The following is a 22,141-nucleotide window of genomic DNA, read 5'->3' as shown; positions in this document are numbered from 1 at the left end:
TATATAGATTATTTATGTTATTTATTTCACAATATTGTATGCATGTATATTTAATTAGTTTCATTATAAAGCAACATATCGATAGTAAATATGTGATTTTCCGTCCATTTTGTGAACAAACCAAAAAAATGAAAGCGTTTCCTTTATTATATACTAAAAAAACTTACTACGCTAGGGACAATTTTTTAAATCTACTAATCATCTACTTTTCTTTTTTTTATTAAACCTTATACAATTTTCAGAAATTATATTATAAAATATATGTATGACTTAAGGAGGATTTATATGAATCAAAATAAAAAAGCTATATTAGATCTTGTCTTTTATCTCGTATTCCCATTCCTCATTTGGAAATTCGCAAAACCTTATATCGATCCTTATTACGCGATGTTAATTTCCTCTGCTCCGGGGATTATTTATACACTGTATACCTTTAAGAAAGAAAAACAGTTTAACGTGACAGGGTTCTTTATTTTAATTACACTCATTTCTAATACGACGGTAGATTTATTATCTGGATCAGCCGAACGAATGTTGTGGAACGATGCGTATTATCACATCGTACTCGGTATTATCGTCATATGTACAATCTTTATAAAAAAACCACTGATGTTATATTTCGCTGCAGACATTGCTGCATTGCAAGGTCATGATCGCGATAAAAGTCGTGAACTTTACCGAGATAGCCGTATATATCCCGCACTGCAATATTTAACACTATTTTTCGGTCTTCAATTTATATTAAAAAGTTTCTTAAAAATCTATTTCATCTCTGTTTTCGGTGTAGATGGATATGGTGAAATGAGAGCTATTATGACCGCTGTTGGGTGGGGCATTTCTATTTGTATTGGAATTGGATTTGTATGGGTAAACAATAAAATACATGCAGTTACTGAAGAAAAAGAATCTGTGCAATAAAGTGAAACTTTAATCAGTGGGGGTTTTGTCCTTCCCTTAACTGCCCGTTAATGCGGGATAAACAAAAAATCCCCTAGCATCTTGTTATACTAGGGGATTTTTATTGGCTATACGCCTCACAAGTGAACGAAGAATGATTAACTTGATTTTTTTCTTTTATTTTTTACATTTCGATAAAACAAAGCAGCGCTCAATGGCATAACACCAAACCATTTGTTTAAGAATGGCTCTTTCTCCGCACGACGTTGTTCTTTCTTTTGTTTTCGATCCTCTTTTGGAGCATCCATATACGACACAAATTGCTGTGTCACAAAGCGTACATAATCATTAGTAGACATATTATCATCACCTCTACTTGATTAGTATGTCCACTTTTTTATTCATTAATCTTTTCCTTTAATTCATTCATGATTTGCTTTACCGACTTACTTGTCGTATCGATATGAATATGTGCCTCTTCATAATAAGCTCGGCGCGATTCGAATTTCGTTACAAATGCATCTATATCTTTCTTCTGAAATAGTGGACGTGTCGTATCTTCACGAAGCCTTTCTGCAATTACATGTGGATCACAATATAAATACACGACAGTTCCATTTTCCTTCATCCACTTTCGATTTTCCTCTCGTTCAATAATCCCTCCACCAGTTGTAATAATTACATTCTGAACCGGTAGTAAACGTAACATTTCACTTTCATATTCCCGAAAAGCCATTTCGCCTTCTTCGGCAAAAATATGGCGAATTACCTTCTCTTGCTTCTCTTCAATTTTTTGATCTGTATCTACAACTTCCATACGAAGTTCTTTACTTAACGCTTTTCCAATTGTTGTTTTCCCGGCTCCCATATAGCCAGTTATATATATAGATTTCATTTTCGTTCCTCTCAATCATCCGTTATTATTTGTTATTATAACGAAAGTTGTTGCTTTATTTAATAAAAAAACGTTTTGTTCTTCTTATGCTATGAAGAACAAAACGTAACATACTCGCTATTTTCTTGCAATCAAACAAGCTGATCACTTTTACTTATAAGTACCTCTTCTCACCCACTGCGTTGCAATCCATTTCTCGCCCTTCGTAACAGGTGCCCCTCCATGTAACGTAAGCTCATTTAGTGATTGATCTTGATAAAAGTACTCAAAGTATACTGCCATTCCCTTTCTAGGGTGTACAGAAAGATTTAATTTCGGAAAGAATGTTTCTCCGCCTTCTTCTACATCATTTAAGTACATCACAAGAGTACTTATACGATTATTAGCAGCTGATCTACTATGTTCCGCAAAATAATCATAGTGCGCTTTATATTCTTGATCTACTTCATAATTTAAAATGTGCAATCCTTCTCCATGCGCTACAGGAACATTCGTGATAGATGAAATTCGTTTTTCAATCTTCGAAGTTAGTTCATTCTCTTCCAAAAATGCACCACTACTTGTTCGAATATCATTTACATCACGTGATGAACCAACTTTAGAACGTTTCATCTTACTTTTAGACAATTCAATTAATTCATCACACTCTTCATCACTTAATACATTTGCTAATACGACAATAAGAGGTTCTTCGAATTTTGAAATAATTTGTATTTCCCTATCCTCTGTCATAATCGTATTTCCTTTATGATCAAAAATAGTTTGTTCCTTATTTTCACCTATTTGATTGTTGTTTGTCATTTCCTTATCTCCCTAGAAAAAAATGATTGGATAGCATGAATATATCATATTCTTTCTACCTTTCTCTTTTTTGAGAAAATTTAAACTTTTGACCATAGTTTTATCCCTTCCCTCAAAGAAATTAACTCCCGCCACAATAGGAATTAGTGGTTCTCTCCCACGTATTTTACACACTATCCTTCTACCCAATCAAATATTTTATTATCCCTTTTCCTATAGCGAAAGCTCACTGTATAGAAAACTCTCTGCTTTGTAACACATTGCAACGAAATGATAATAACATCATTTTCAAAGATGTACTTTCCACTCACTTCTCCTCTTTCATACTGAAACAAAAAAATATCCTCTTTTTCTTTTTGCTGTAAGTCTCTTTTTATATCTGAAATAGCTCGATCAATAAGTTCCTCCATGAAAAAATTTTGTTCTATTTCAGCATAAAATTTCTTATCCAAAAGTAACATATTCGTTTCCCACATCAAAAAAGAAATTAATAAAATAAGAAAAATAATTGTTCCTGGCATTGCAAATCCATCTTGTTTTCTCATGTTTCTATCTCAATTTCACTATAGCGTACAACCACGCCTTCATATATTTCACCACCTATACCTTTCACACGTATATATAGCAACTGAGGTGTTAATTTATACGAAATCGCTTCAATCCTCTGTAATATAACTTCCCTTCCGCGCGTATTTACTTTTCTTATTAAATTACTATTCACTTTTTCATACGTCACCTCATCATCATTACGAAGTTGGAAGCGCAAAATATTCCCATCATTTTCTCGTTCTATCTTCCTCCCACTTATTACTTCACGAAATTCTAATTGCATTTGTCCTAAAAACACATCCCACTCCCAGTCATTTAATCCTTTTGAATGTGTATTTTCTACTCCCATAATATGAAGACGCGGTAAAAGTAAAAAGAACATTGATAAAAGTAACAAACATGCAATCATTTCTATTAATGTAAATCCCGCTTCCTTTTTATCTTTTCTCTGCATAAAGGCATTGCTCCATCGCTTTTCCTCTCATATCTTTCCACACCGCACAAACTTCATCTCCTCTCCAATATGTGTAATATACAATCCCTTTTATGACTTGCTCTTTTTCTCGCTTTTCCTCATCCTCATACTTAAACAAGGCCGCTTCTTTTTTTAATAATATTAATGCTTTATAGCTCATATTTATATTTTTTCTTTCCTGCATAATTAATAATGTTTGCGGGAGTAATAACGATACCGCCACCATTATTAAACTTAACGCTACAACCATTTCAACCATTACTGATCCTTTTTGACACTTCACGATACGTAAATCTCCCTCTTCCAAGTTGAAATACAATCTCATATTTATACCCTTGATAGGAAAGTAAAATCGTACCACCTCTATTAATATTTCCGCTCGGATTATATGTCATTGGATTTGGAAAGGTATGCAAATCCAATTGGATATCTTTATTGTATTCTCTCTTAACAATTAAAAAATCCGTCTCTGATTCCGAAATATAATACATCTGTTTCCCTTTAAACCAGCGTAACGTATAATGTTTTTGACGCTTAATTGCCAACTGCTGCATATACAAAATATCATTTGAAAACTGTTTTAAAAAATACTCAACTCTTTGTTTTTCATGTAATGAAGTAACGTTAAAATGCGTAACAACACTCAGTATAGAAATAGCAAATAAGACAAGTAGCATCTCTAAAAGAGTAAAACCTTTTTGCTTCACGATTTCCCTACTGATACCGTGCCATCATCAGAAATATGGATTGGTTTACCTTTCGGACATTCATCAACAGCAATATATTTTTTAGTTTTTAATTCCTCGATTGTAGGTATTTTATTATTTTCGAGTTGATATGCCTGTATTTGTGCTTCTACAGATTTCACGTAGGCTTCACACCCTTTTTCCTGCACCGAGGATCGCTGCTTAACTACATTTGGAATAATTAATAGTAATAATACAGTTATGACAACCATAACTAACAACATTTCTAAAAGAGTAAAACCTTCTTCATTCTGCATGTAAATGCCCCCTAAATAGAATTCATCATTTGAAAAATCGGCATAATCATCGCTAAATACATCAGAATGACTATAATCCCAAGACATGTAAATAAAATAGGTTGAATCACAAATAACATACGTTTAATTTTTTGTTCTACCTTTTCAATAATGAGCTCACTGTAATCACCAAGCTCATTTGCTAAATTACTGTTTGCTTGTCCATGCGTAATGATATAAGAAAGTTCTTTCTCGTAATAACCGCTTTTATCAATAATAGATTGTAACGGTTCTCCTGCAATTAATTGCCGCTCAATTCGGGCTGCTTCATACTGAAAGAACGGATGATACTTTTGCTTCATCATTATTATTAATGCTTCGTGTACTGACAATCCACCGTGTAATAAACCACTTAATTGTGCGGAAAAATAATGCGAATGATTTAAAATAAGAAATGTTTTCATAAGGGGAATACGAATTATGATCTTTACCTTTTGAGTAGGCGGAAGTTTTTGGAAATAAAATATATATAAACTAAATCCCGTTATAACGATAAGAAAAATGATATAAATGAAGTAGGGTAATAATTTAATTGCAACTAAAATTTGCTCCGTAAGTGGTGGTGCTGTGGAATGTAAAGAACTATACATCATTTCAAACTGAGGCAATAAAATGAGGTTAAAAACAGAAAGCATAATCATTAAAAAGAACGATAAAAACATAGGATATCGCATTACTTTCATCATATCTTTCCTATATTTATCCTTCTTGTAAAGAAGTACACTCCCTTGTTGCAAAGCAAAAGAAATGTCACCATGTCGCTCTGCATAAAACAAATAACTTAACACCTCAGGGTGAAACATTAATTGGTGAAAAGAAGCGTGCAAACTTTGTCCATTTTTCAATTCCTCGATCATACGCTGTAACTGTAATTTCTTCCCTAATGGTAGTTGCAACTGCAAAAATTCTAACGCCTGCAAAAGTGAGTAACCTTTCTCTAATAAATCACTTAATCTTTTCCATAATAATGCTTGATCACTTAAACTCCATTTTCTCTTAAACATATACATCTTCTTCTAAAAAGCCTAAAGCATACCCTTTTCGAATCGACGATTCCAACGTTTCATAGTGATACGTAACATGTTCTCCACTTGCTTCTTTAATCGCTTGTTTTAATTCATATCCATATAACAGTTCATAAATACTTGCCTGCCTCACTTGCCTCATTGATTTACATAAAGTTGAACACTTTCCTCTGCAAAATGGGCATTTCAATTCGACGAGTCGCTGAGCAGCTACAGTTAATAATGATTGTTCAATTTCTTGCCTTGTAATACCATAATCCATAAATCGTAGTATCGCTCCTTTCGCATCATTTGTATGCAAGGTTGTCATCACTAAATGTCCCGTCAAACTGGCCCTTACAGCTACTTTTGCTGTTTCTTCATCACGAATTTCGCCAACTAAAATAATATCTGGATCATGACGCAAAATAGCCTTTAATCCCGATTTATATGTGATACCAGCTTTTTCATTTATTTGAATTTGTAATAAACCGTCTTTTCTTTGCTCAACTGGATCTTCCAGTGTAATGATGCGACGTGTTTGCCATTTTCTAGCTACTTCTAATAACGCATACATTGTTGTTGTTTTTCCAGAACCAGTCGGCCCAGTAAATACGAGTAACCCATGCGAATGCTTTAAAAAAGAGAGTAATTTTTCCGCTGAACTTGGAAATAACGAAAGATGAGACAATGGCTGAGCAGATGCTTGTAAATGGAGGCGAATAACGAGACTTTCTTGATATACTGTTGGAAGTGTTGAAAGGCGTAAATACACTTCTTGTCCATCAATTTGTAAGTACAACGAACCATTTTGAGGTTTTCTCCTCTCTCCTATATCCATTGATGCTAAAAACTTAAAGTGCGAAACAAGCTTTTCTCCAAATTCCTTTTCAATACACCGTTTCGTAATTAAATCTTTTCCTATACGTAATTGAATCGCCATATCCTTCTGCCTGGGCACAATATGTAAGTCCGATGCTTGCACCCCACAAGCTTCTTTCATAATCATATTTGCAAAAAGCTCGACACTATTCATCAAATTTCCCTCCTCACCATGTATATATCATGAAAAACTGCAAAACAAAAATTAGCAATTTTTTATTTTCACTAAGAGAAAAAGGAAAAATATGTTTGTGAAATTATGAACAATTTCCGAATTATTGTCTGAAATTACCTATATAGTAGTTTATCTGTATTATAATGTTAATATCTTGGATAAAGTGATAAAGGTGGAGATCCTAATGGAACAAGCTTTAAAAATTACAGGTGTGTTATCTGACCCTACTCGTTATTACATTTATAAATATATTTCTCAAAAGCATAGTTACGTAACTGTACAAGAAATCGCAGATGAGTTTGAAATTCATCCAAACGTAGCTCGTTTACATTTATCTAAATTAGAAGATGTTAATATGCTAAAATCAGAAACAAAAAAAACTGGGAAAGGCGGCAGACCAAGCAGACTATACGTCTTGTCTCAAGATGTCATCCAGTTACAATTCCCATTTCGCGATTATCAATTATTAGCACAGATAGCATTTAATTCACTGCTAAGCTTAGGTAGCGCTGGTGAAAAAGCGCTATATGAAACAGGGAAACAATTCGGCAAAGAATTAATGCAACAACATATGCATCGCTTAAATGTAAGTGCAGAAGCATTGACGATAGAACAAAAAATGCAAATTGCAAAAGAAGCATTCTCAACAGCTGGTTTATCTCCTGCTTTTGAAATAAGTACGGATGGTACAAAAATTTTCTATGATGTACACAATTGCCCATTTAAAGAAGTTGCTGCGCATCATCCGACTGAAATTTGTAATATGCACGGAGATATGATGAAGGGAATTTTTGAAATCCTATTCCCGAACGTGGAATTAACTCGAAACGATAGTCTACTAGATGGATGCAAATCTTGTAACTATAAGGTTCAAATTTAGTTTTTCAACTAAGAAGAAGTCAATATTATAATTGGCTTCTTTCTTTTATATGAATGAATATTTACAATAGTTAGAAAAATAAACTATAATGAATAGAGGTTTACTTTTTTTAGAAAAGGAGGGAGATGGCATGGAGCGCATGTTTCGCGTTCTCGGCTTTTGGACTGGAATTTTCTCGGTTATGTTTTACGTAGGGGATATGCATTCGACCGCACTACTATTTTTAGGACAAACAGGATTCTTCGTACTTTTAAGTTATTTAAAATTAACAGAGCGTATGTATATATACGTATTCGGGGCGTATTTAACCGTTTTCTTCATCGGATTTACATGGTACACAACATTTTTACTTGTCCCTGGAGCTGGGCATTAAGAGATGGCAAATTGCCATCTTTTTTTAATTCCGTAATTACCTAGTTGACTTATAGGTTTTATTCCCTTATATTCTATATAACACATTGGAATTAGGGGGAATCAACATGAATACACTGCTTGTCGGAATTAACATCGCAGTCATGCTCATCTTAGTTGGCGTATTATATTATATGCAACGTAAGCATGTATCTTTTAATAAACGTGTATTTACTGCTTTAGGAGTCGGAATTATATTCGGTCTTATATTACAATTTATTTATGAGCCAACTTCTAAAGTAATTATTGAATCAAATACTTGGTTTGGCTTAATCGGTAACGGTTATGTGAAATTGCTTCAAATGATTGTTATGCCACTTATTTTAGTATCTATTATTTCAGCCTTTACAAAATTACAGTTAACAAAAAATCTTGGTAAAATTAGTGGTCTTATTATCGGAATTTTAATTCTTACTACAGGAATTGCTGCAGCTGTCGGTATCGCTGCAAGCGCAGGATTTGATGTATCAGCAACAGGATTACAACAAGGTGATGCAGAATCTGCTCGTCTGAAATTAGTAGAAGAAAGATTTACTTCTATTGAAAAGACAACAATTCCAGACAAATTATTAGAACTGTTACCTACAAATCCGTTTCTTGATTTAACAGGTGCTCGTCCAACATCAACAATTTCTGTTGTAATATTTGCAGCATTTATCGGTATTGCCTTTCTCGGTGTAAAAAGAAAGCATCCAGAACAAGCAGAGCTATTTAAGAAGATGCTTGATGCTGTATATGCAATCGTAATGCGTATGGTAACATTAATTTTACGTCTTACTCCATACGGCGTGTTAGCTCTTATGGCAAAAACAGTCGCTGGTAGCGATATAAATGCTATTTTAAAACTTGGTAACTTCGTGTTAGCGTCTTACGTAGCACTTATCGTAATGTTTATCATTCACTTATTATTAATCGCACTATCTGGTTTAAATCCAATTCAATATTTGAAAAAAGTGTTCCCGGTATTAACATTTGCATTCACATCTCGCTCTAGTGCAGGTGCAATGCCATTAAATATTGAAGCACAAAAAGAAAAACTTGGTATTTCTGAAGGAATCGCTAACTTCGCAGCTTCATTTGGAGTATCTATCGGTCAAAACGGTTGCGCAGGTATTTACCCAGCAATGCTTGCTATGATGGTCGCTCCAACTGTAGGAATTGATCCATTACAACCACAATTTATTTTAACTTTAATCGCTGTCGTTGCTATTAGCTCATTCGGTGTTGCCGGCGTTGGTGGCGGTGCAACATTCGCAGCATTAATCGTATTATCTACAATGAACTTACCAATCGGCATCGTCGCTCTAGTTATCTCAGTTGAGCCATTAATCGATATGGGTCGTACAGCTCTTAACGTAAGTGGTTCTATGACAGCAGGTCTTATTTCTAGTAAATGGCTTGGAGAATTAGATCACGATACGTACAATCAAGACGAGGTAAAAACTGGTGAGATTGCATCATAATAAAAAAGGACGCTAACAATTTATAATGTTAGCGTCTTTTTTATTATGTTCCATCTCTATACATCTTATCTTGAAAGTTATCACTCCAAGTATTCTTCTAGTTGCCCTTTTAACTCTTCTTCAATCTCATAGTAAGATTCATCAACAAGTTCCCCTATTTTCTTACTCCCAAAAATTCTCGATTGAATTGGCACTCCTAAAAAAACATTTTCGCATTTCCAAATTGGAATATTATAAAATCCAATCATCTCTTTTTCTTCATCTAATATAGCTATGGCAACTGATGAATAATAACCCACCTCAAAAGGATGCTCTTTATCTTTAACAAGTTCCATAGATAGTTCCATGTTTTTCTCTATGTATAAATATGAATACTCTTTAAAAAGTTCAAGTGATATTCGCTCTATTTCATTCTCCATACATTGAATTTTCTCTTTCAATTCCAATGTAAAATCTCGTTCTTTATACTTCATTTCCATCTCCTTAAACATAGAAAAAGAGAATACAATAACATATTCTCTTTTCTCAAATATATTTCATTATCTCACAGCCCGTCCCTTTCACAAATAACCATTTTGCTCGCACCATTTATGAAATTGTCCTACATCTACTCCAACTAACACGATATCCTTTAGCTCTACATCAATACTTTGTTCTCCAATTACAATAGCAAAGTGGGATTCTAATTGTTTTTCGTTTTTCTTTACAGTTCCAATTCGGTTCCGATACGGTCCGTCTTTTATATATGCTTTTTGTCCTACAATATCAAAGTTCAAGATTCTCACCTCTTTTACTGCGCTCAAATTGGAAATACAATCTCCACCTCGAAAAATTTCCTTTCATTGCACTATTTCTCTATATATATGACGAAACAATAAAAGAGTCCTTCCTTCTTTACAATTATTTTTTCTTTGTTTCATTTTTATGATTGAAACGTAAAGTTTATAATAAAATACACTTGGAAGCGCTTTCTACGTAATTTTTTATGTTATAATATAAAAGTAGAACTTCGTAAAGAGGGTTAAAAAATGAATACAAACATGATTAAAAAAGTAATTGAAGCATTAAAAGTATATGGCTTTCAGGATGTATCATTCTGTGAAGAAACGAAGCAATTCTTATTTCATAACGAAACCGATATTATGAGCGGCTATGCAAAAATAACATATAGTAGTCAATTCGAAAAATTTAACGTACAAATTCATCCAATTGAAACGCATCACCAAGCAGAGTTACAAGAGGTTGAAAGACATATACAAGCTTGCATACGAAAAGTAGAGTATTTAAATGCACTTCTTACTGGACAAACAAAGCTAGATGATAAAATTATTATTATGTAAAAAAAGAACGTGATATCCTCACGTTCTTTTTCTTTATATGTTCATTTTTTCTTTCAGTTGTAATCCTGTAACGGATTGTAATACATCCATTACCTCTCCAAAAGTCATATCAAAAATCGTTTTATCTTCTATGTACGGGAATTGTCTAAAACGCTTTTCTAACATTTTCACCGCATCCGATGTGAAATTTGCGCTATCAATGCCAAATTCTGTTTCAAGAAGCACGATCCAATCTAACACGTGAAAACCTAATCCATTTACGAATGAAATCAGTTTTTCTTCTGGCTGTGAAGCTAAGAATACGTTTCGCTCCATCTCACTAAATAGTTCTTCTCCTAAAATTCCTGCTAACTCATCATCATGTTCGCGTTCAATAATCTCTTCGTAACCGTAATCATCAACAAGCTCTTCTACTTCTTCACCATCCGCAAAAAGCAATTGACTAAGAATTGCATCTTTCTTAAATTCACTGTTTTGTACAACTTCTAAAAAACTCGTTTCCCAACCATTTTCTAATTTCATATGTATAACTCCTTTATATACTTTACTTATAATCACTGTGCCCAAAAGATCCCTTTTATAACCTTCTAGGTAATTACTATTATTCCATATGATTTATAACACAAGATGCAAACTCAGCTGCATCTCCTTCAAAAATATTTATCTCTGGTAAATGATAAAACGTTGTTTGGAGCGGGTTTCCTTCATGATACATATATACCTTTTTCTCTAGCGCAATCGCCATTCCAAACTCTGTATGACTTCCATTTCCGCCATCTAATATAAGTAAAAAGACATCTGCTTCTTTTATAGCATTCTTCTCCGCTTGACCAATTTCTCTTAATTGTTCTTTATTAACTGCTCTTTCATTTTTGGTCCAATCATATGTATGGTGCCATCCTGAATTTTTCAGTTCATTCGCTATAAAGCGTACAAGATGCTTATTTTGAAATCCCGAAGCAATATAAAATTTCATCTATATCCACTCCTTATATAAATGGGGAAACTCCGTTTTAGCGTTAATAGGATTTTTCCAAAAAAAATCCCCATCTTTAGAACTTATTCGCGTTTAAATGATGGGATTCTTCATGATCTTCTTTTATTTTTTGTTTTTTATAACTTTCATCAGCTAACATTTCTAGTTCAGCTGTTATCTCTGATTTTTCAAGCTCTCTTTCTTGCGAAAATTTCCTTGAAATATAAACAATAACACTACCAACGTACAACACAAAGCATATAATAAGTGCAGTATTTTCATAGAGACTTAGCTCCAACACAGTCACTCCTAATCCATTCGTATTTTCACGCTTAATCAATTGGAATTTCCCTACTAACTCATTTGTTATTGTAACATAAAAATATCAATTCTTGGAATCTTTCACCCTATTAAAAAAGGCATGATTATATAATCATGCCTCTGAAATATGTTGAATAATAGTTTTAATTGCTTCTTTTCCATTATATTTTTTTAATGCTGTTTTATACGTCTCATCATTATGAGATAGCTCCTCTATATGCTTTATAAGCGAGTTCACCGTTACATCCTCTTCATATAATACCGATGCGTACCCTTGTCTTTCAAAGGATTCCGCATTTAAAATTTGGTCTCCACGGCTTGCAAATTTCGATAACGGAATTAAAACCATTGGCTTTTGCAATGTTAAAAACTCAAAAATTGCATTGGAGCCCGCACGCGAAATAACAAAATCTGTTGCCGCTAATATGTCTGGCAACTCCCCATGTACATATTCAAATTGTCTATATCCTTCTTTATTTTGTAAACTTTCATCGAGATTACCTTTTCCACAGAGATGAACAATTTGATACTTTTTAAGAAGTTCTAACAACGCCTCTCGAACTGTTTCGTTAATTTTCTTCGCGCCTAAACTTCCTCCCATGATCGTAATAACCGGCTTTTTACGTGAAAACCCTAGAAACTCTAAACCTCTTTCTCGATTTCCGCTTACTACGTCTTCACGTACAGGCGATCCTGTATATACTACTTTCTCTTTTGGTAAGTGCTTCGCAGCTTCTTCAAATGTAACAAATATTTTCGAGGCAAAACGGAGCGCAATTTTATTTGCTAGTCCAGGTGTCATATCAGATTCATGTAGTAAAACTGGCACCCTATTTAACCATCCTCCAATTACGACTGGTACAGATACGAAACCACCTTTTGAAAAAATAACATCCGGTTTTAGTTTACGAATTGTTACATACGCATCCATAACACCCTTCATTACGAGAAAAGGATCTTTTATATTTTTCAAATCAAAATAACGACGTAGCTTCCCGCTTGCAATACTATAGTAAGGTATTCCTTCTTTTTCTATAATCGTTTTCTCAATCCCTTGATGAGAACCAATATAAGAAATGTCCCAGTTTTTTTCCTGTAAATGTGGAATAATTGCTAAATTAGGTGTTACATGTCCTGCCGAACCGCCACCTGTAAAGACTATTTTTTTCATACGTCTCCCCCTTCTACACTATAGTACACTAAAATATCTTGCCTCAGGGTGAGAAAATACCATAGCCGTTACAGACGCTTCTGGCTCCATCATAAATCCTTCTGTTAATGAAATACCTATTTCTTCTGGATGAATTAAGCGAAACAATTTTTCCTGGTCAGCAAGTTCTGGACATGCTGGATAACCAAATGACACGCGAATGCCTCTATATTTTGTACGGAAACGTTCTTCCATCGTCAGTTCAGGTGAGTCTGGAATGCCCCAACGATCACGAATGAGCATATGTGTTTTTTCAGCAAGTCCTTCTGCTAATTCAAGCGCTAACGATTGAATGGCATGACTGCGTAAATAATCACCCTTCGCCTTCCACTCTTCAGCAATGTCCCGAACTCCTTCCCCAACAGTAACAGATAAGAAAGCAACATAATCCATTTCATCTCCAATCGGCCGTAAATAATCACCTAAAGTACGGTAGGGAGCCTTTCCTTGTCTAGGGAATGTGAAACGCTCTATAATACGCGTATGATCTTCTGGATCATATATTACAATGTTTTGTCCGTCGCTTTGTGCTGGGAAAAATTGATACACTGCTTTCGGGCGTAACCAAGATTGTCCTTCCTGTAATAATTCATCAATTAAATCATTTAATTCGTGCGCTCTTCTATCTCCTTCTTGCAGGAGTTTTTTTACATTTCCTTTTAATCCAAGATGATGTCCAAGTAGCATTTGTCTATTTAAAAACGGCGCGAGATGTGCAACTGGAATATCGCGCAATACAATTCGTTTTGTTGAATCAGGTATCATAACCTCCGCCTTCGGTAATGGCTCAATTACTGCTGGAATTTCCACTTGTTTCTCCTCTTTTTTAACGATATGAAGATGACGTTCTTTTTTATCCTGTTTCATCTTCTCACGCTCTTCTTCTTTTTGAAGCTTATTAATAATATCAAGCCCCGTCATCGCATCACTCGCATAGCATACGAGCCCTTTATATGATGGAGAAATACGATTATCTGTAAACTTTCTCGTTAGCGCTGCACCACCGACAACGATTGGAATATCAATATTTGCCGCTTTTAAATCTTCAGCAGTTGTTACCATTTGTTGGGCTGATTTTACTAGCAAGCCTGAAAGACCAATAATATCAGGCTTCTTCTCTTGTACTTCTTGAACAATTCGATCCGAACGAACATTAATCCCTAAATTAATAATTTCGTATCCGTTATTTGATAAAATAATTTCAACGAGATTTTTCCCAATATCATGTACGTCACCTTTTACAGTCGCTAATAATACTTTCCCTTTTTTCGCGCTATCACTAGACTCCATATGTGGCTCTAAATAGCTTACGGCAGCTTTCATACTTTCAGCACTTTGCAATACTTCAGCAACGATAAGCTCATTACCATTAAATAATCGCCCCACCTCGTCCATTCCTGTCATAAGTGGACCATTAATAATATCCAGAGGTTTTCGTCCTTCTGTAAGCGCGAGACTTAAATCCTCATGTAGCCCTTGTTTCGTACCTTCTACAATATAATTTGCTAGTCGTTCATCAAGCGTTAGTGTTTCTTGTACAACGACATCTTTCTTTTTGGCAACACGATAAAAGTTTGTGAATTTTTCTAACGTCTCTTTCGTCGTTTCAAATAATAATGCATCTGCAAGACGTTTTTCTTCCTCTGGAATTGATGCATAGCGTTCTAATTTTTCCGTATTAACAATCGCATAATCTAATCCTGCTTTCGTTGCATGATATAGAAAGACCGAATTTAATACTTCACGGCCCGCGGGCGGTAAACCAAATGATATATTACTTACACCCAAAATCGTTAAACATTCTGGTAACGCTTCTTTAATAAGACGAATCCCTTCTATAGTCGCTGCCGCTGAACCTATATATTCTTCATCACCTGTCCCTACAGGAAACACAAGCGCATCAAAAATAATATCAGATGGACGTATACCATACTTCTTCGTTAGTAACTCATAGCTTCTTTTCGCAATTTCTATCTTCCGTTCTGCACTAACTGCCATACCGTCTTCATCAATTGTTCCTACAACTATAGCGGCACCGTATTTCCGAAGAAGAGGTGTCACTTTTTCAAAACGTTCTTCTCCATCTTCTAAATTGATAGAATTGATAACACCTTTTCCTTGAATATAAGTTAGAGCTCTTGCCATAACATTTTCATCTGTTGAATCAATCATAATCGGTACTTTTAATACTTTCGTAACTTCTGCCAAGAATCTTTCCATATCTTCTATTTCATCACGGTCAGGGTCTGCCATACAAATATCAATAATATGAGCATTCTTCTTCACTTGCGCTCTTGCCACTTCAGCTGCCTCTTCAAATTTCCCTTCTGCTACTAATCTTTTAAACTTGCGTGATCCAATTACGTTCGTCCTTTCTCCAACAAATAACGGTCTCATAGAATCATCATATTGCAACGCCTCTAATCCACTAACTCCATGCCCTTCTCGTTCATGTTGTTCACGCGGCTTAAGAGATGCTAACGCGGATTTCATTGCACTTATATGTTCTGGTGTTGTACCACAACAACCACCAATAATATTAACCCATCCTTCTTCAGCAAATCGCTTCACCTTTTCAGCGAGAGAAGATGGAGATTCATGATAATGTCCATCTTCATCCGGAAGACCTGCATTTGGATAACAAGAAATATAACACTCCGATAAATCAGATAAGGAACGAATATGTTCCCTCATAAATTCCGGACCAGTCGCACAGTTTAATCCAACCGATAACGGCTTCATATGCTCTATCGATAAATAAAAGGCTTCTATCGTTTGACCCGCTAAAGTCGTTCCCATCGGTTCAATCGTTCCAGAAATCATAATAGGAACCGTTTTATTTAGTTCATCAAAAGCTGCTTGAATTCCAATATAAGCAGCTTTCACATTACGCATATCTTGACTCGTCTCCACAAGTAATACATCAATTTCGCCCTTCAATAACCCTCTCGCCTGCCTTGTATAGGCTTCAATCAGTTCCTCAAATGTAACTCCTCCTGTAACACTAATTGCTTTCGTTGTCGGCCCCATCGCACCTGCAACATATACTTGCTTCCCGCTTTCTTTAACAGCTTGCTTCGCCAATAGTGCTGCCTTTTCATTTAATTCTTCATCTAAATGAGACAACTCATAATCACTTAATACGATATTCGTCGCACCAAATGTATTTGTTTCAATGATGTCAGCTCCAGCTTCAATATAAGCTTTATGAATCTTTAAAATAACATCTGGTCTTGTTTCTACTAAATATTCATTACACCCTTCGTACTCTTCTCCTCCGAAATCTTCCGCAGTTAAGTCCTCTTGCTGTATCATCGTCCCCATTGCACCATCTAATATTAGAATGCTATTTTGTAATCTTTCTTCTATACACTTCATCAATTAATACCCTCTTTCACTTCTTGCTTTTCTCTTACATATTTCACGAGATGTTCTGTAATTTCATATTTTAAAAATGGTGTAATAAGATAAACACCGTTAAAGTATTTCATCGCCGTATCGATTAACTCTTGTGAAATACGAATCCCTTCCTCAATAGCCGCCTCTTTCGTTTCGTGTCCATCCATTCTCTCTCGTATTTCTTCAGGAAGAGTAATACCCGGCACCTCAAAATGAAGAAAATCTGCATTCCGCTTACTTACTAACGGCATAATTCCAATAAAGATAGGTTGTTCCAAATGCTTTGTCGCTTCATACACTTCTTCAATTAACGCTATATCGTAAATTGGCTGAGTTAAGAAATATTCCGCTCCAGCATCTATTTTCCGTTCCATTCGCTTAACCGCTGCTTTTAAATGTCTTACATGCGGATTAAACGCACCGCCGACAGAAAATCTTGTTGCCGGACCAATTGATTTCCCTAAAATGGAACGCCCGTCGTTCATTTCTTTAATCATTTTTATGAGCTCAATAGAGGACAAATCATATACAGAAGTTGCACCTGGGAAATCGCCAACACGCGCTGGATCACCAGTTAAAGCTAGCACTTCCTCCATCCCTAACGCCGATAAACCTAATAAATGAGATTGTAGCCCAATGACGTTATGGTCTCTACACGTTAAATGAGTCAATACCGGAATATCATGCTTCGTTAATAATGCACCCATTGCCATATTAGAAACGCGAGGCGATGCTAATGAATTATCTGCTAGAGTAATAGCGTCTGCCCCAGCTCTTTTCAATGCTCTTGCCCCTTCAAAAAAACGCTGTGTGTCTAATGTTTTCGGTGGGTCTAGTTCCACTACAACTGTCGTTTGTTTCTTTGCTTTCTCTGCTAAAGTGACGTGAGATTTCGAACGTTTCTCGTGTGTATGAACTACTTTTGGTCTTTGAATCGTGTCCTTTTCTATTACAGGCGTAACATTTAGAGTAGCACGCTTCATACTTTCAATATGTTCTGGAGTAGTACCACAACAACCACCCAATAACCGAATACCTTGCTCAATAAATTTCGGTGTCATCGCTTCGAAATAAGCCGGACTTCCCTCATATACGTAACGTCCCTCCACATAATTCGGGAGACCCGCATTTGGATATGCTGACAAGTAGCCATTTTGAGGAATCGATATCATTTTAAAAGCTTCCGTCATATGAAGTGGTCCTAGTTGGCAGTTCAATCCAACAACATTCGCACCGTAATCTAAAAGCTGTTTTAATATCTCATTTACATCATTTCCATTTTGAGTCGTACCTGCCTCATGTAACGCTAATTGGGCTACAATTGGAATATTCGTTTGTTTTCGTAACACCTTAACAGCATGAAGTAATTCAAATTCATCATAGAAAGTCTCTAATAGCAATCCATCAACCTGTTCTTCTAGTAAAGCACCTGCCTGTTCAAGTAACATAAACTCCCTTTCCATATCAGTTGTTGTAACAGCTCCGATATGTTTCATACCACCAATTGTTCCTAAAATTGCATTTCTGTCTGTAACAGATGCTTTAGCAATCTTCACTGCTGCTTTATTAATTTGAACAACTTGATTCTCTAAGCCATACATACGTAATTTCGCTTCATTTGCTCCATACGTATTCGTCTGGATAACATCCGCTCCAGCAGCTACATATTGTTTATGAATCGATATAATTAAGTCTGGATCAGACAAATTCAATTCTTCAAAACTACTTTGTAAACCATGCGAATGTAATAATGTTCCAACCGCACCATCACCTATTACAATTCCTTTTGATAATAAATCTAGTAATTTCACGAATCTCCCTCATTTCTATCAATATAAAAACCCCCTCTTCGCTTTGAAGAGGGGGACATAATTATTCCTCCTCTTATTATGCAAAACATTCGTTTTGCAGGTATTAGCACCGTTTCAAACATTTCGTTTGAAGGTTGCCGGGTTTCACAGGGCCTTTCCCTCCACCGCTCTCAATAAGAGTTGTCTTTATTATTTTATTTATGTAGCTAAAAGGAAATGCGTTCCCCTTTTAACAATGTTTGTTAATTTTTTATAAATTTAGCATGCACAAATATAAAAGTCAATGACACTTGCGGAAAAATAAAAATTATTTAAAATAAAGTTGCAATTCAATTAACTTTTGTTGTAAAGTTAAAAACATAATAAAAATTTCATACGAACATTCTTATCTAGAGAGGTAGAGGGACTGGCCCTATGACGCCTCAGCAACCATTAACAATTTGTTAATAAGGTGCTAATTCCAGCAAATTGTGAAAGATTTGACAGATGAGAAGAAGACTCTATTCAATCCGAAAGCCTTCTTCTTAGAAGGCTTTTTTTATTTTATATTCAACTAATCGTTCAATTTAAAAAGGAGGAATTTTTACATGTCAACTATCGAAACAAAACTAGCACAAATCGGAAATCGTAGCGAAACTACAACAGGAACTGTTAATCCACCCGTTTATTTCTCAACCGCTTATCGTCACGAAGGACTTGGTAAATCTACCGGCTTTGACTATTCACGAACTGGAAATCCAACTCGTGGTCTTTTAGAACAGGCAATCGCAGACTTAGAATATGGCGAACAAGGTTATGCCTGTAGTTCAGGGATGGCAGCTGTTCTCCTTGTCCTTTCATTATTCCGTTCTGGGGATGAACTTATTGTATCCGAAGATTTATATGGAGGAACGTACCGCTTATTTTCTGAACATGAAAAAAAGTGGAATGTTCGATGTAGATACGTAAATACACAATCTATTAAACAAATTGAGCAAGCTATCACAACTGAAACGAAGGCTATTTTCATAGAAACGCCGACTAATCCATTAATGCAAGTTACTGATATTGCCACTGTCGCAAGTGTAGCGAAAAGACACGGACTACTTCTTATTGTAGATAACACATTCTACACTCCTTATATACAGCAACCATTAACAGGAGGTGCCGATATCGTACTTCATAGTGCAACGAAGTATTTAGGCGGGCATAACGATGTACTAAGCGGACTCGTCGTGGCAAAAGGAAAAGAACTTTGTGAAGAACTTGCTCATTATCATAATGCCTCCGGTGCTGTCTTAAGCCCATTTGACTCATGGCTATTAATTCGTGGTATGAAAACTTTAGCGCTTCGCATGAGACAACATGAAGAAAATGCGAAAGCCATTGTTGCTTATTTAAATGATGAAGACGGTGTGACACATGTATTTTATCCAGGAAGAGGCGGTATGATTTCGTTTCGCCTTCAAGATGAAACATGGATTAATCCATTCTTACAATCTTTATCCTTAATCACATTTGCTGAAAGTCTTGGTGGTGTAGAGAGTTTAATGACTTATCCAGCAACGCAAACGCATGCTGATATTCCTGAAGAAATCAGAACGGCAAACGGTGTATGTAATCGTCTTCTTCGGTTCTCCGTCGGCATCGAAAATAGTAACGATTTAATTCAAGACTTAAAGCAAGCCATTAAACTTGTAAAAGAAGGTGTAAGAATATGAGTTATTCTATAGATACACTCTTACTGCACAACCAATATAAACATGACTCGCAAACAGGAGCTGTTAACGTTCCCATCTATAACACTTCAACATTCCACCAGTTTGATGTCGATACGTTCGGGAAATATGACTATAGCCGATCTGGTAATCCAACTCGTGAAGCTCTTGAAGATATCATTGCTTTATTAGAAGGCGGAACAAAGGGGGTCGCCTTCGCATCAGGAATTGCAGCGATTTCTACTGCTTTTCTCCTTCTTTCACAAGGCGATCACGTACTCATTTCAGAAGACGTATACGGAGGCACTTATCGGATTATAACTGAAGTTCTCTCTCGTTACGGTGTTTCACATACATTTGTTGATATGACCAATTTAGAAGCAATAAAACAAAATATCAAACCGAATACGAAGCTCTTTTATGTAGAAACACCATCTAACCCACTTTTAAAAGTAACAGATATTCGCGAGGTTTCTAAACTCGCAAAATCTATTGGTGCTCTTACATTTGTTGATAATACATTTTTGACACCATTATTCCAGAAGCCGCTTGATCTTGGCGCCGATGTCGTTCTTCATAGTGCCACAAAATTCATTGCCGGTCATAGTGATGTTACTGCCGGATTAGCAGTTGTAAAAGATGCCGAACTCGCTCAAAAACTTGGATTTTTACAAAATGCATTCGGCGCTATTTTAGGTCCTCAAGATTGTTCGCTCGTACTTCGCGGCATAAAAACATTGCATGTACGTCTTGAACATTCAGCTGCAAACGCCAATAAAATTGCACACTATTTACAAGAGCACACTAAAGTTCAAAATGTCTATTATCCTGGCTTACAAACACATCTTGGATTTGACATTCAACAATCTCAAGCTACATCAGCCGGAGCTGTCCTATCTTTCACTTTACAATCAGAAGACGCACTCCGCCAATTTTTATCAAAAGTAAAATTACCTGTCTTCGCAGTTAGTTTAGGAGCTGTCGAATCGATTCTTTCCTACCCAGCTAAAATGTCACATGCAGCACTGTCGCAAGAAGCTCGTGATGAAAGAGGTATTTCTAATTCATTACTTCGGTTATCCGTTGGCCTTGAAAATGTTGACGATTTAATATCCGATTTTGAAAATGCCCTTTCTTATGTGGAAGAACCTGTAAATGCATAGGACGAAAAGAAGATATGAAATTAAGTTTTCATATCTTCTTTTTTATGCCGTTAAGTATATTTTTTACTTTTCGTATAGTTCATAAAAAAACGAAAGAGCACCATCTATTTCCAAGTAATGAATTAATTGATATATTAAAAAGTAAAAAAGGGGCAAAAATAATGGATACTTGTGCAGATGTTTTAATCGTTATCGATTTACAAAATGGGGTATGTTATAGCGGAGAGCATTTATTTGATTTACAAAACTTGCTTACAAAAGTAAATAAAAGAATTTCTTCCTATAGAAAATCAAATAAACCAATCATTTTTGTTCAACATTGTGATGATGATTTAGTACCCGAAAAAAAACTTTGGGCTATTCATACCGATCTAGATGTTCAAGAACAAGATTTTTTTGTAAGAAAAACACATGCAAATTCATTTTATAAAACAAACTTAAAAGAAATTTTAGATCAATTATCTGTACATCGTATTGAATTTTGTGGTGCCCAAACAGAATACTGCATGGATGCTACGATTAAATTTGCCCACGGACTAGGATACGAAAACTTCATGGTACAGAAAACAACCTCTACGTTACATAATCCATTTATGTCCGCAAAAGAGACAATTGCTTTTTATGAGAATATATGGAACCTCAGATTTTTAAAGTTGATAAAAGATGAACTCTAGAATAAATGACTAATGACTTGAGCATTCTAAGATTTATCAGCTACACTCAAATATTTAATTATCACCATAAGGAAGC

Annotated in this window: 26 protein-coding genes, 1 pseudogene and 2 riboswitches; of the genes and pseudogenes, 9 read left to right on the top strand and 18 right to left on the bottom strand. The window is 35.3% G+C overall.

What is annotated here, in order from left to right:
- Positions 1-38: 38 nt before the first annotated feature.
- Both SJY24_RS09080 and SJY24_RS09075 read left to right on the top strand, forming a co-directional pair.
- A pseudogene (locus SJY24_RS09080) lies at positions 39-157 on the top strand (GTP pyrophosphokinase).
- 128 nt (positions 158-285) lie between these two features.
- A complete protein-coding gene (locus tag SJY24_RS09075) occupies positions 286-918 on the top strand; it encodes a VC0807 family protein (RefSeq protein WP_377864444.1) in 633 nt (210 codons plus the stop codon).
- Positions 919-1,055: 137 nt separating this feature from the next.
- Here SJY24_RS09075 and SJY24_RS09070 read toward each other — a convergent pair whose 3' ends face one another.
- From SJY24_RS09070 to comGA, 10 genes are all read right to left on the bottom strand, one after another.
- Positions 1,056-1,256: a YqzE family protein gene (locus SJY24_RS09070; RefSeq protein ID WP_071747116.1), complete on the bottom strand. Its 201-nt coding sequence runs from the start codon at positions 1,254-1,256 to the stop codon at positions 1,056-1,058.
- A 38-nt stretch (positions 1,257-1,294) separates the two neighbouring features.
- Positions 1,295-1,792 carry a shikimate kinase AroK gene (aroK, locus tag SJY24_RS09065; protein ID WP_377864443.1) on the bottom strand — a complete coding sequence of 166 codons (498 nt, stop codon included), beginning with the start codon at positions 1,790-1,792 and terminating at the stop codon, positions 1,295-1,297.
- 150 nt (positions 1,793-1,942) lie between these two features.
- Entirely contained in the window at positions 1,943-2,593 is a 651-nt protein-coding gene (locus SJY24_RS09060; protein ID WP_002167677.1) for a 2OG-Fe(II) oxygenase, read from the bottom strand.
- A gap of 173 nt (positions 2,594-2,766) precedes the next feature.
- Positions 2,767-3,138, bottom strand: coding sequence for a competence type IV pilus minor pilin ComGG (gene comGG, locus SJY24_RS09055; RefSeq protein ID WP_377864442.1), 372 nt, complete (start codon positions 3,136-3,138; stop codon positions 2,767-2,769).
- Positions 3,135-3,596: a competence type IV pilus minor pilin ComGF gene (comGF, locus tag SJY24_RS09050; RefSeq protein WP_377864441.1), complete on the bottom strand. Its 462-nt coding sequence runs from the start codon at positions 3,594-3,596 to the stop codon at positions 3,135-3,137. The genes comGG and comGF overlap by 4 nt, the downstream gene beginning before the upstream one ends.
- Positions 3,580-3,876, bottom strand: a complete 297-nt coding sequence (locus SJY24_RS09045; RefSeq protein ID WP_377867229.1) for a type II secretion system protein — start codon at positions 3,874-3,876, stop codon at positions 3,580-3,582. The genes comGF and SJY24_RS09045 overlap by 17 nt, the downstream gene beginning before the upstream one ends.
- Positions 3,869-4,324, bottom strand: coding sequence for a competence type IV pilus minor pilin ComGD (gene comGD / locus SJY24_RS09040; protein ID WP_377864440.1), 456 nt, complete (start codon positions 4,322-4,324; stop codon positions 3,869-3,871). Before comGD ends, SJY24_RS09045 begins: the two co-directional genes overlap by 8 nt.
- A complete protein-coding gene (comGC, locus tag SJY24_RS09035) occupies positions 4,321-4,620 on the bottom strand; it encodes a competence type IV pilus major pilin ComGC (RefSeq protein ID WP_001178690.1) in 300 nt (99 codons plus the stop codon). Before comGC ends, comGD begins: the two co-directional genes overlap by 4 nt.
- Before the next feature lie 11 nt (positions 4,621-4,631).
- Entirely contained in the window at positions 4,632-5,669 is a 1,038-nt protein-coding gene (gene comGB / locus SJY24_RS09030) for a competence type IV pilus assembly protein ComGB (protein WP_377864439.1), read from the bottom strand.
- The gene (comGA, locus tag SJY24_RS09025) at positions 5,656-6,699 is read right to left on the bottom strand and encodes a competence type IV pilus ATPase ComGA (protein ID WP_377864438.1); all 1,044 of its coding nucleotides are present in this window, start codon (positions 6,697-6,699) and stop codon (positions 5,656-5,658) included. Before comGA ends, comGB begins: the two co-directional genes overlap by 14 nt.
- 205 nt (positions 6,700-6,904) lie before the next feature.
- Between comGA and SJY24_RS09020 the strand changes: the two genes are divergently transcribed.
- The 3 genes from SJY24_RS09020 to SJY24_RS09010 all read left to right on the top strand — a co-directional run bounded on the left by SJY24_RS09020 (position 6,905) and on the right by SJY24_RS09010 (position 9,474).
- A complete protein-coding gene (locus SJY24_RS09020) occupies positions 6,905-7,600 on the top strand; it encodes a helix-turn-helix transcriptional regulator (RefSeq protein ID WP_377864437.1) in 696 nt (231 codons plus the stop codon).
- A 130-nt stretch (positions 7,601-7,730) separates the two neighbouring features.
- Positions 7,731-7,973: a DUF2626 domain-containing protein gene (locus SJY24_RS09015; protein ID WP_002015110.1), complete on the top strand. Its 243-nt coding sequence runs from the start codon at positions 7,731-7,733 to the stop codon at positions 7,971-7,973.
- Between the two features lie 106 nt (positions 7,974-8,079).
- On the top strand, positions 8,080-9,474 hold the full coding sequence (locus tag SJY24_RS09010) for an L-cystine transporter (RefSeq protein WP_098498647.1): 1,395 nt from the start codon (positions 8,080-8,082) through the stop codon (positions 9,472-9,474).
- An 80-nt stretch (positions 9,475-9,554) separates the two neighbouring features.
- Here SJY24_RS09010 and SJY24_RS09005 read toward each other — a convergent pair whose 3' ends face one another.
- Both SJY24_RS09005 and SJY24_RS09000 read right to left on the bottom strand, forming a co-directional pair.
- Complete coding sequence (locus tag SJY24_RS09005; RefSeq protein WP_377864436.1) at positions 9,555-9,947, bottom strand: hypothetical protein; 393 nt, start codon at positions 9,945-9,947, stop codon at positions 9,555-9,557.
- A gap of 87 nt (positions 9,948-10,034) precedes the next feature.
- On the bottom strand, positions 10,035-10,250 hold the full coding sequence (locus SJY24_RS09000; RefSeq protein ID WP_128853403.1) for a DUF3912 family protein: 216 nt from the start codon (positions 10,248-10,250) through the stop codon (positions 10,035-10,037).
- 252 nt (positions 10,251-10,502) lie between these two features.
- Between SJY24_RS09000 and SJY24_RS08995 the strand changes: the two genes are divergently transcribed.
- A complete protein-coding gene (locus SJY24_RS08995; protein ID WP_001095549.1) occupies positions 10,503-10,814 on the top strand; it encodes a hypothetical protein in 312 nt (103 codons plus the stop codon).
- 33 nt (positions 10,815-10,847) lie between these two features.
- On the opposite strand, the gene SJY24_RS08990 is transcribed toward SJY24_RS08995, so the two are convergent.
- The 6 genes from SJY24_RS08990 to SJY24_RS08965 form a co-directional block, all read right to left on the bottom strand.
- Positions 10,848-11,336 (bottom strand): hypothetical protein, encoded by a 489-nt coding sequence (locus tag SJY24_RS08990; protein WP_377864435.1) that lies wholly within the window; start codon positions 11,334-11,336, stop codon positions 10,848-10,850.
- A gap of 79 nt (positions 11,337-11,415) precedes the next feature.
- Entirely contained in the window at positions 11,416-11,790 is a 375-nt protein-coding gene (locus SJY24_RS08985; RefSeq protein WP_377864434.1) for a nucleoside 2-deoxyribosyltransferase, read from the bottom strand.
- Between the two features lie 76 nt (positions 11,791-11,866).
- A complete protein-coding gene (locus SJY24_RS08980; protein ID WP_098498919.1) occupies positions 11,867-12,127 on the bottom strand; it encodes a DUF3966 domain-containing protein in 261 nt (86 codons plus the stop codon).
- 96 nt (positions 12,128-12,223) lie between these two features.
- Positions 12,224-13,282, bottom strand: a complete 1,059-nt coding sequence (locus SJY24_RS08975) for an undecaprenyldiphospho-muramoylpentapeptide beta-N-acetylglucosaminyltransferase (RefSeq protein WP_377864433.1) — start codon at positions 13,280-13,282, stop codon at positions 12,224-12,226.
- 18 nt (positions 13,283-13,300) lie between these two features.
- The gene (gene metH / locus SJY24_RS08970; protein ID WP_377867228.1) at positions 13,301-16,699 is read right to left on the bottom strand and encodes a methionine synthase; all 3,399 of its coding nucleotides are present in this window, start codon (positions 16,697-16,699) and stop codon (positions 13,301-13,303) included.
- A complete protein-coding gene (locus tag SJY24_RS08965; RefSeq protein ID WP_377864432.1) occupies positions 16,699-18,531 on the bottom strand; it encodes a bifunctional homocysteine S-methyltransferase/methylenetetrahydrofolate reductase in 1,833 nt (610 codons plus the stop codon). The genes metH and SJY24_RS08965 overlap by 1 nt, the downstream gene beginning before the upstream one ends.
- A 70-nt stretch (positions 18,532-18,601) precedes the next feature.
- Positions 18,602-18,711: riboswitch (SAM riboswitch) on the bottom strand.
- A 202-nt stretch (positions 18,712-18,913) separates the two neighbouring features.
- Positions 18,914-19,024: riboswitch (SAM riboswitch) on the top strand.
- A 94-nt stretch (positions 19,025-19,118) separates the two neighbouring features.
- Between SJY24_RS08965 and metI the strand changes: the two genes are divergently transcribed.
- The 3 genes from metI to SJY24_RS08950 all read left to right on the top strand — a co-directional run bounded on the left by metI (position 19,119) and on the right by SJY24_RS08950 (position 22,065).
- Positions 19,119-20,231: a cystathionine gamma-synthase/O-acetylhomoserine thiolyase gene (gene metI, locus SJY24_RS08960; RefSeq protein ID WP_377864431.1), complete on the top strand. Its 1,113-nt coding sequence runs from the start codon at positions 19,119-19,121 to the stop codon at positions 20,229-20,231.
- Positions 20,228-21,391 carry a cystathionine beta-lyase gene (metC, locus tag SJY24_RS08955; protein ID WP_377864430.1) on the top strand — a complete coding sequence of 388 codons (1,164 nt, stop codon included), beginning with the start codon at positions 20,228-20,230 and terminating at the stop codon, positions 21,389-21,391. The genes metI and metC overlap by 4 nt, the downstream gene beginning before the upstream one ends.
- A gap of 161 nt (positions 21,392-21,552) precedes the next feature.
- Complete coding sequence (locus SJY24_RS08950; RefSeq protein WP_377867227.1) at positions 21,553-22,065, top strand: cysteine hydrolase family protein; 513 nt, start codon at positions 21,553-21,555, stop codon at positions 22,063-22,065.
- Positions 22,066-22,141: the final 76 nt, after the last annotated feature.

It is taken from the genome of Bacillus sp. R86525, from assembly GCF_042466195.1.
GTDB classification, from domain to species: domain Bacteria; phylum Bacillota; class Bacilli; order Bacillales; family Bacillaceae_G; genus Bacillus_A; species Bacillus_A nitratireducens.
This window is presented reverse-complemented; position numbering and strand designations above follow the sequence as displayed.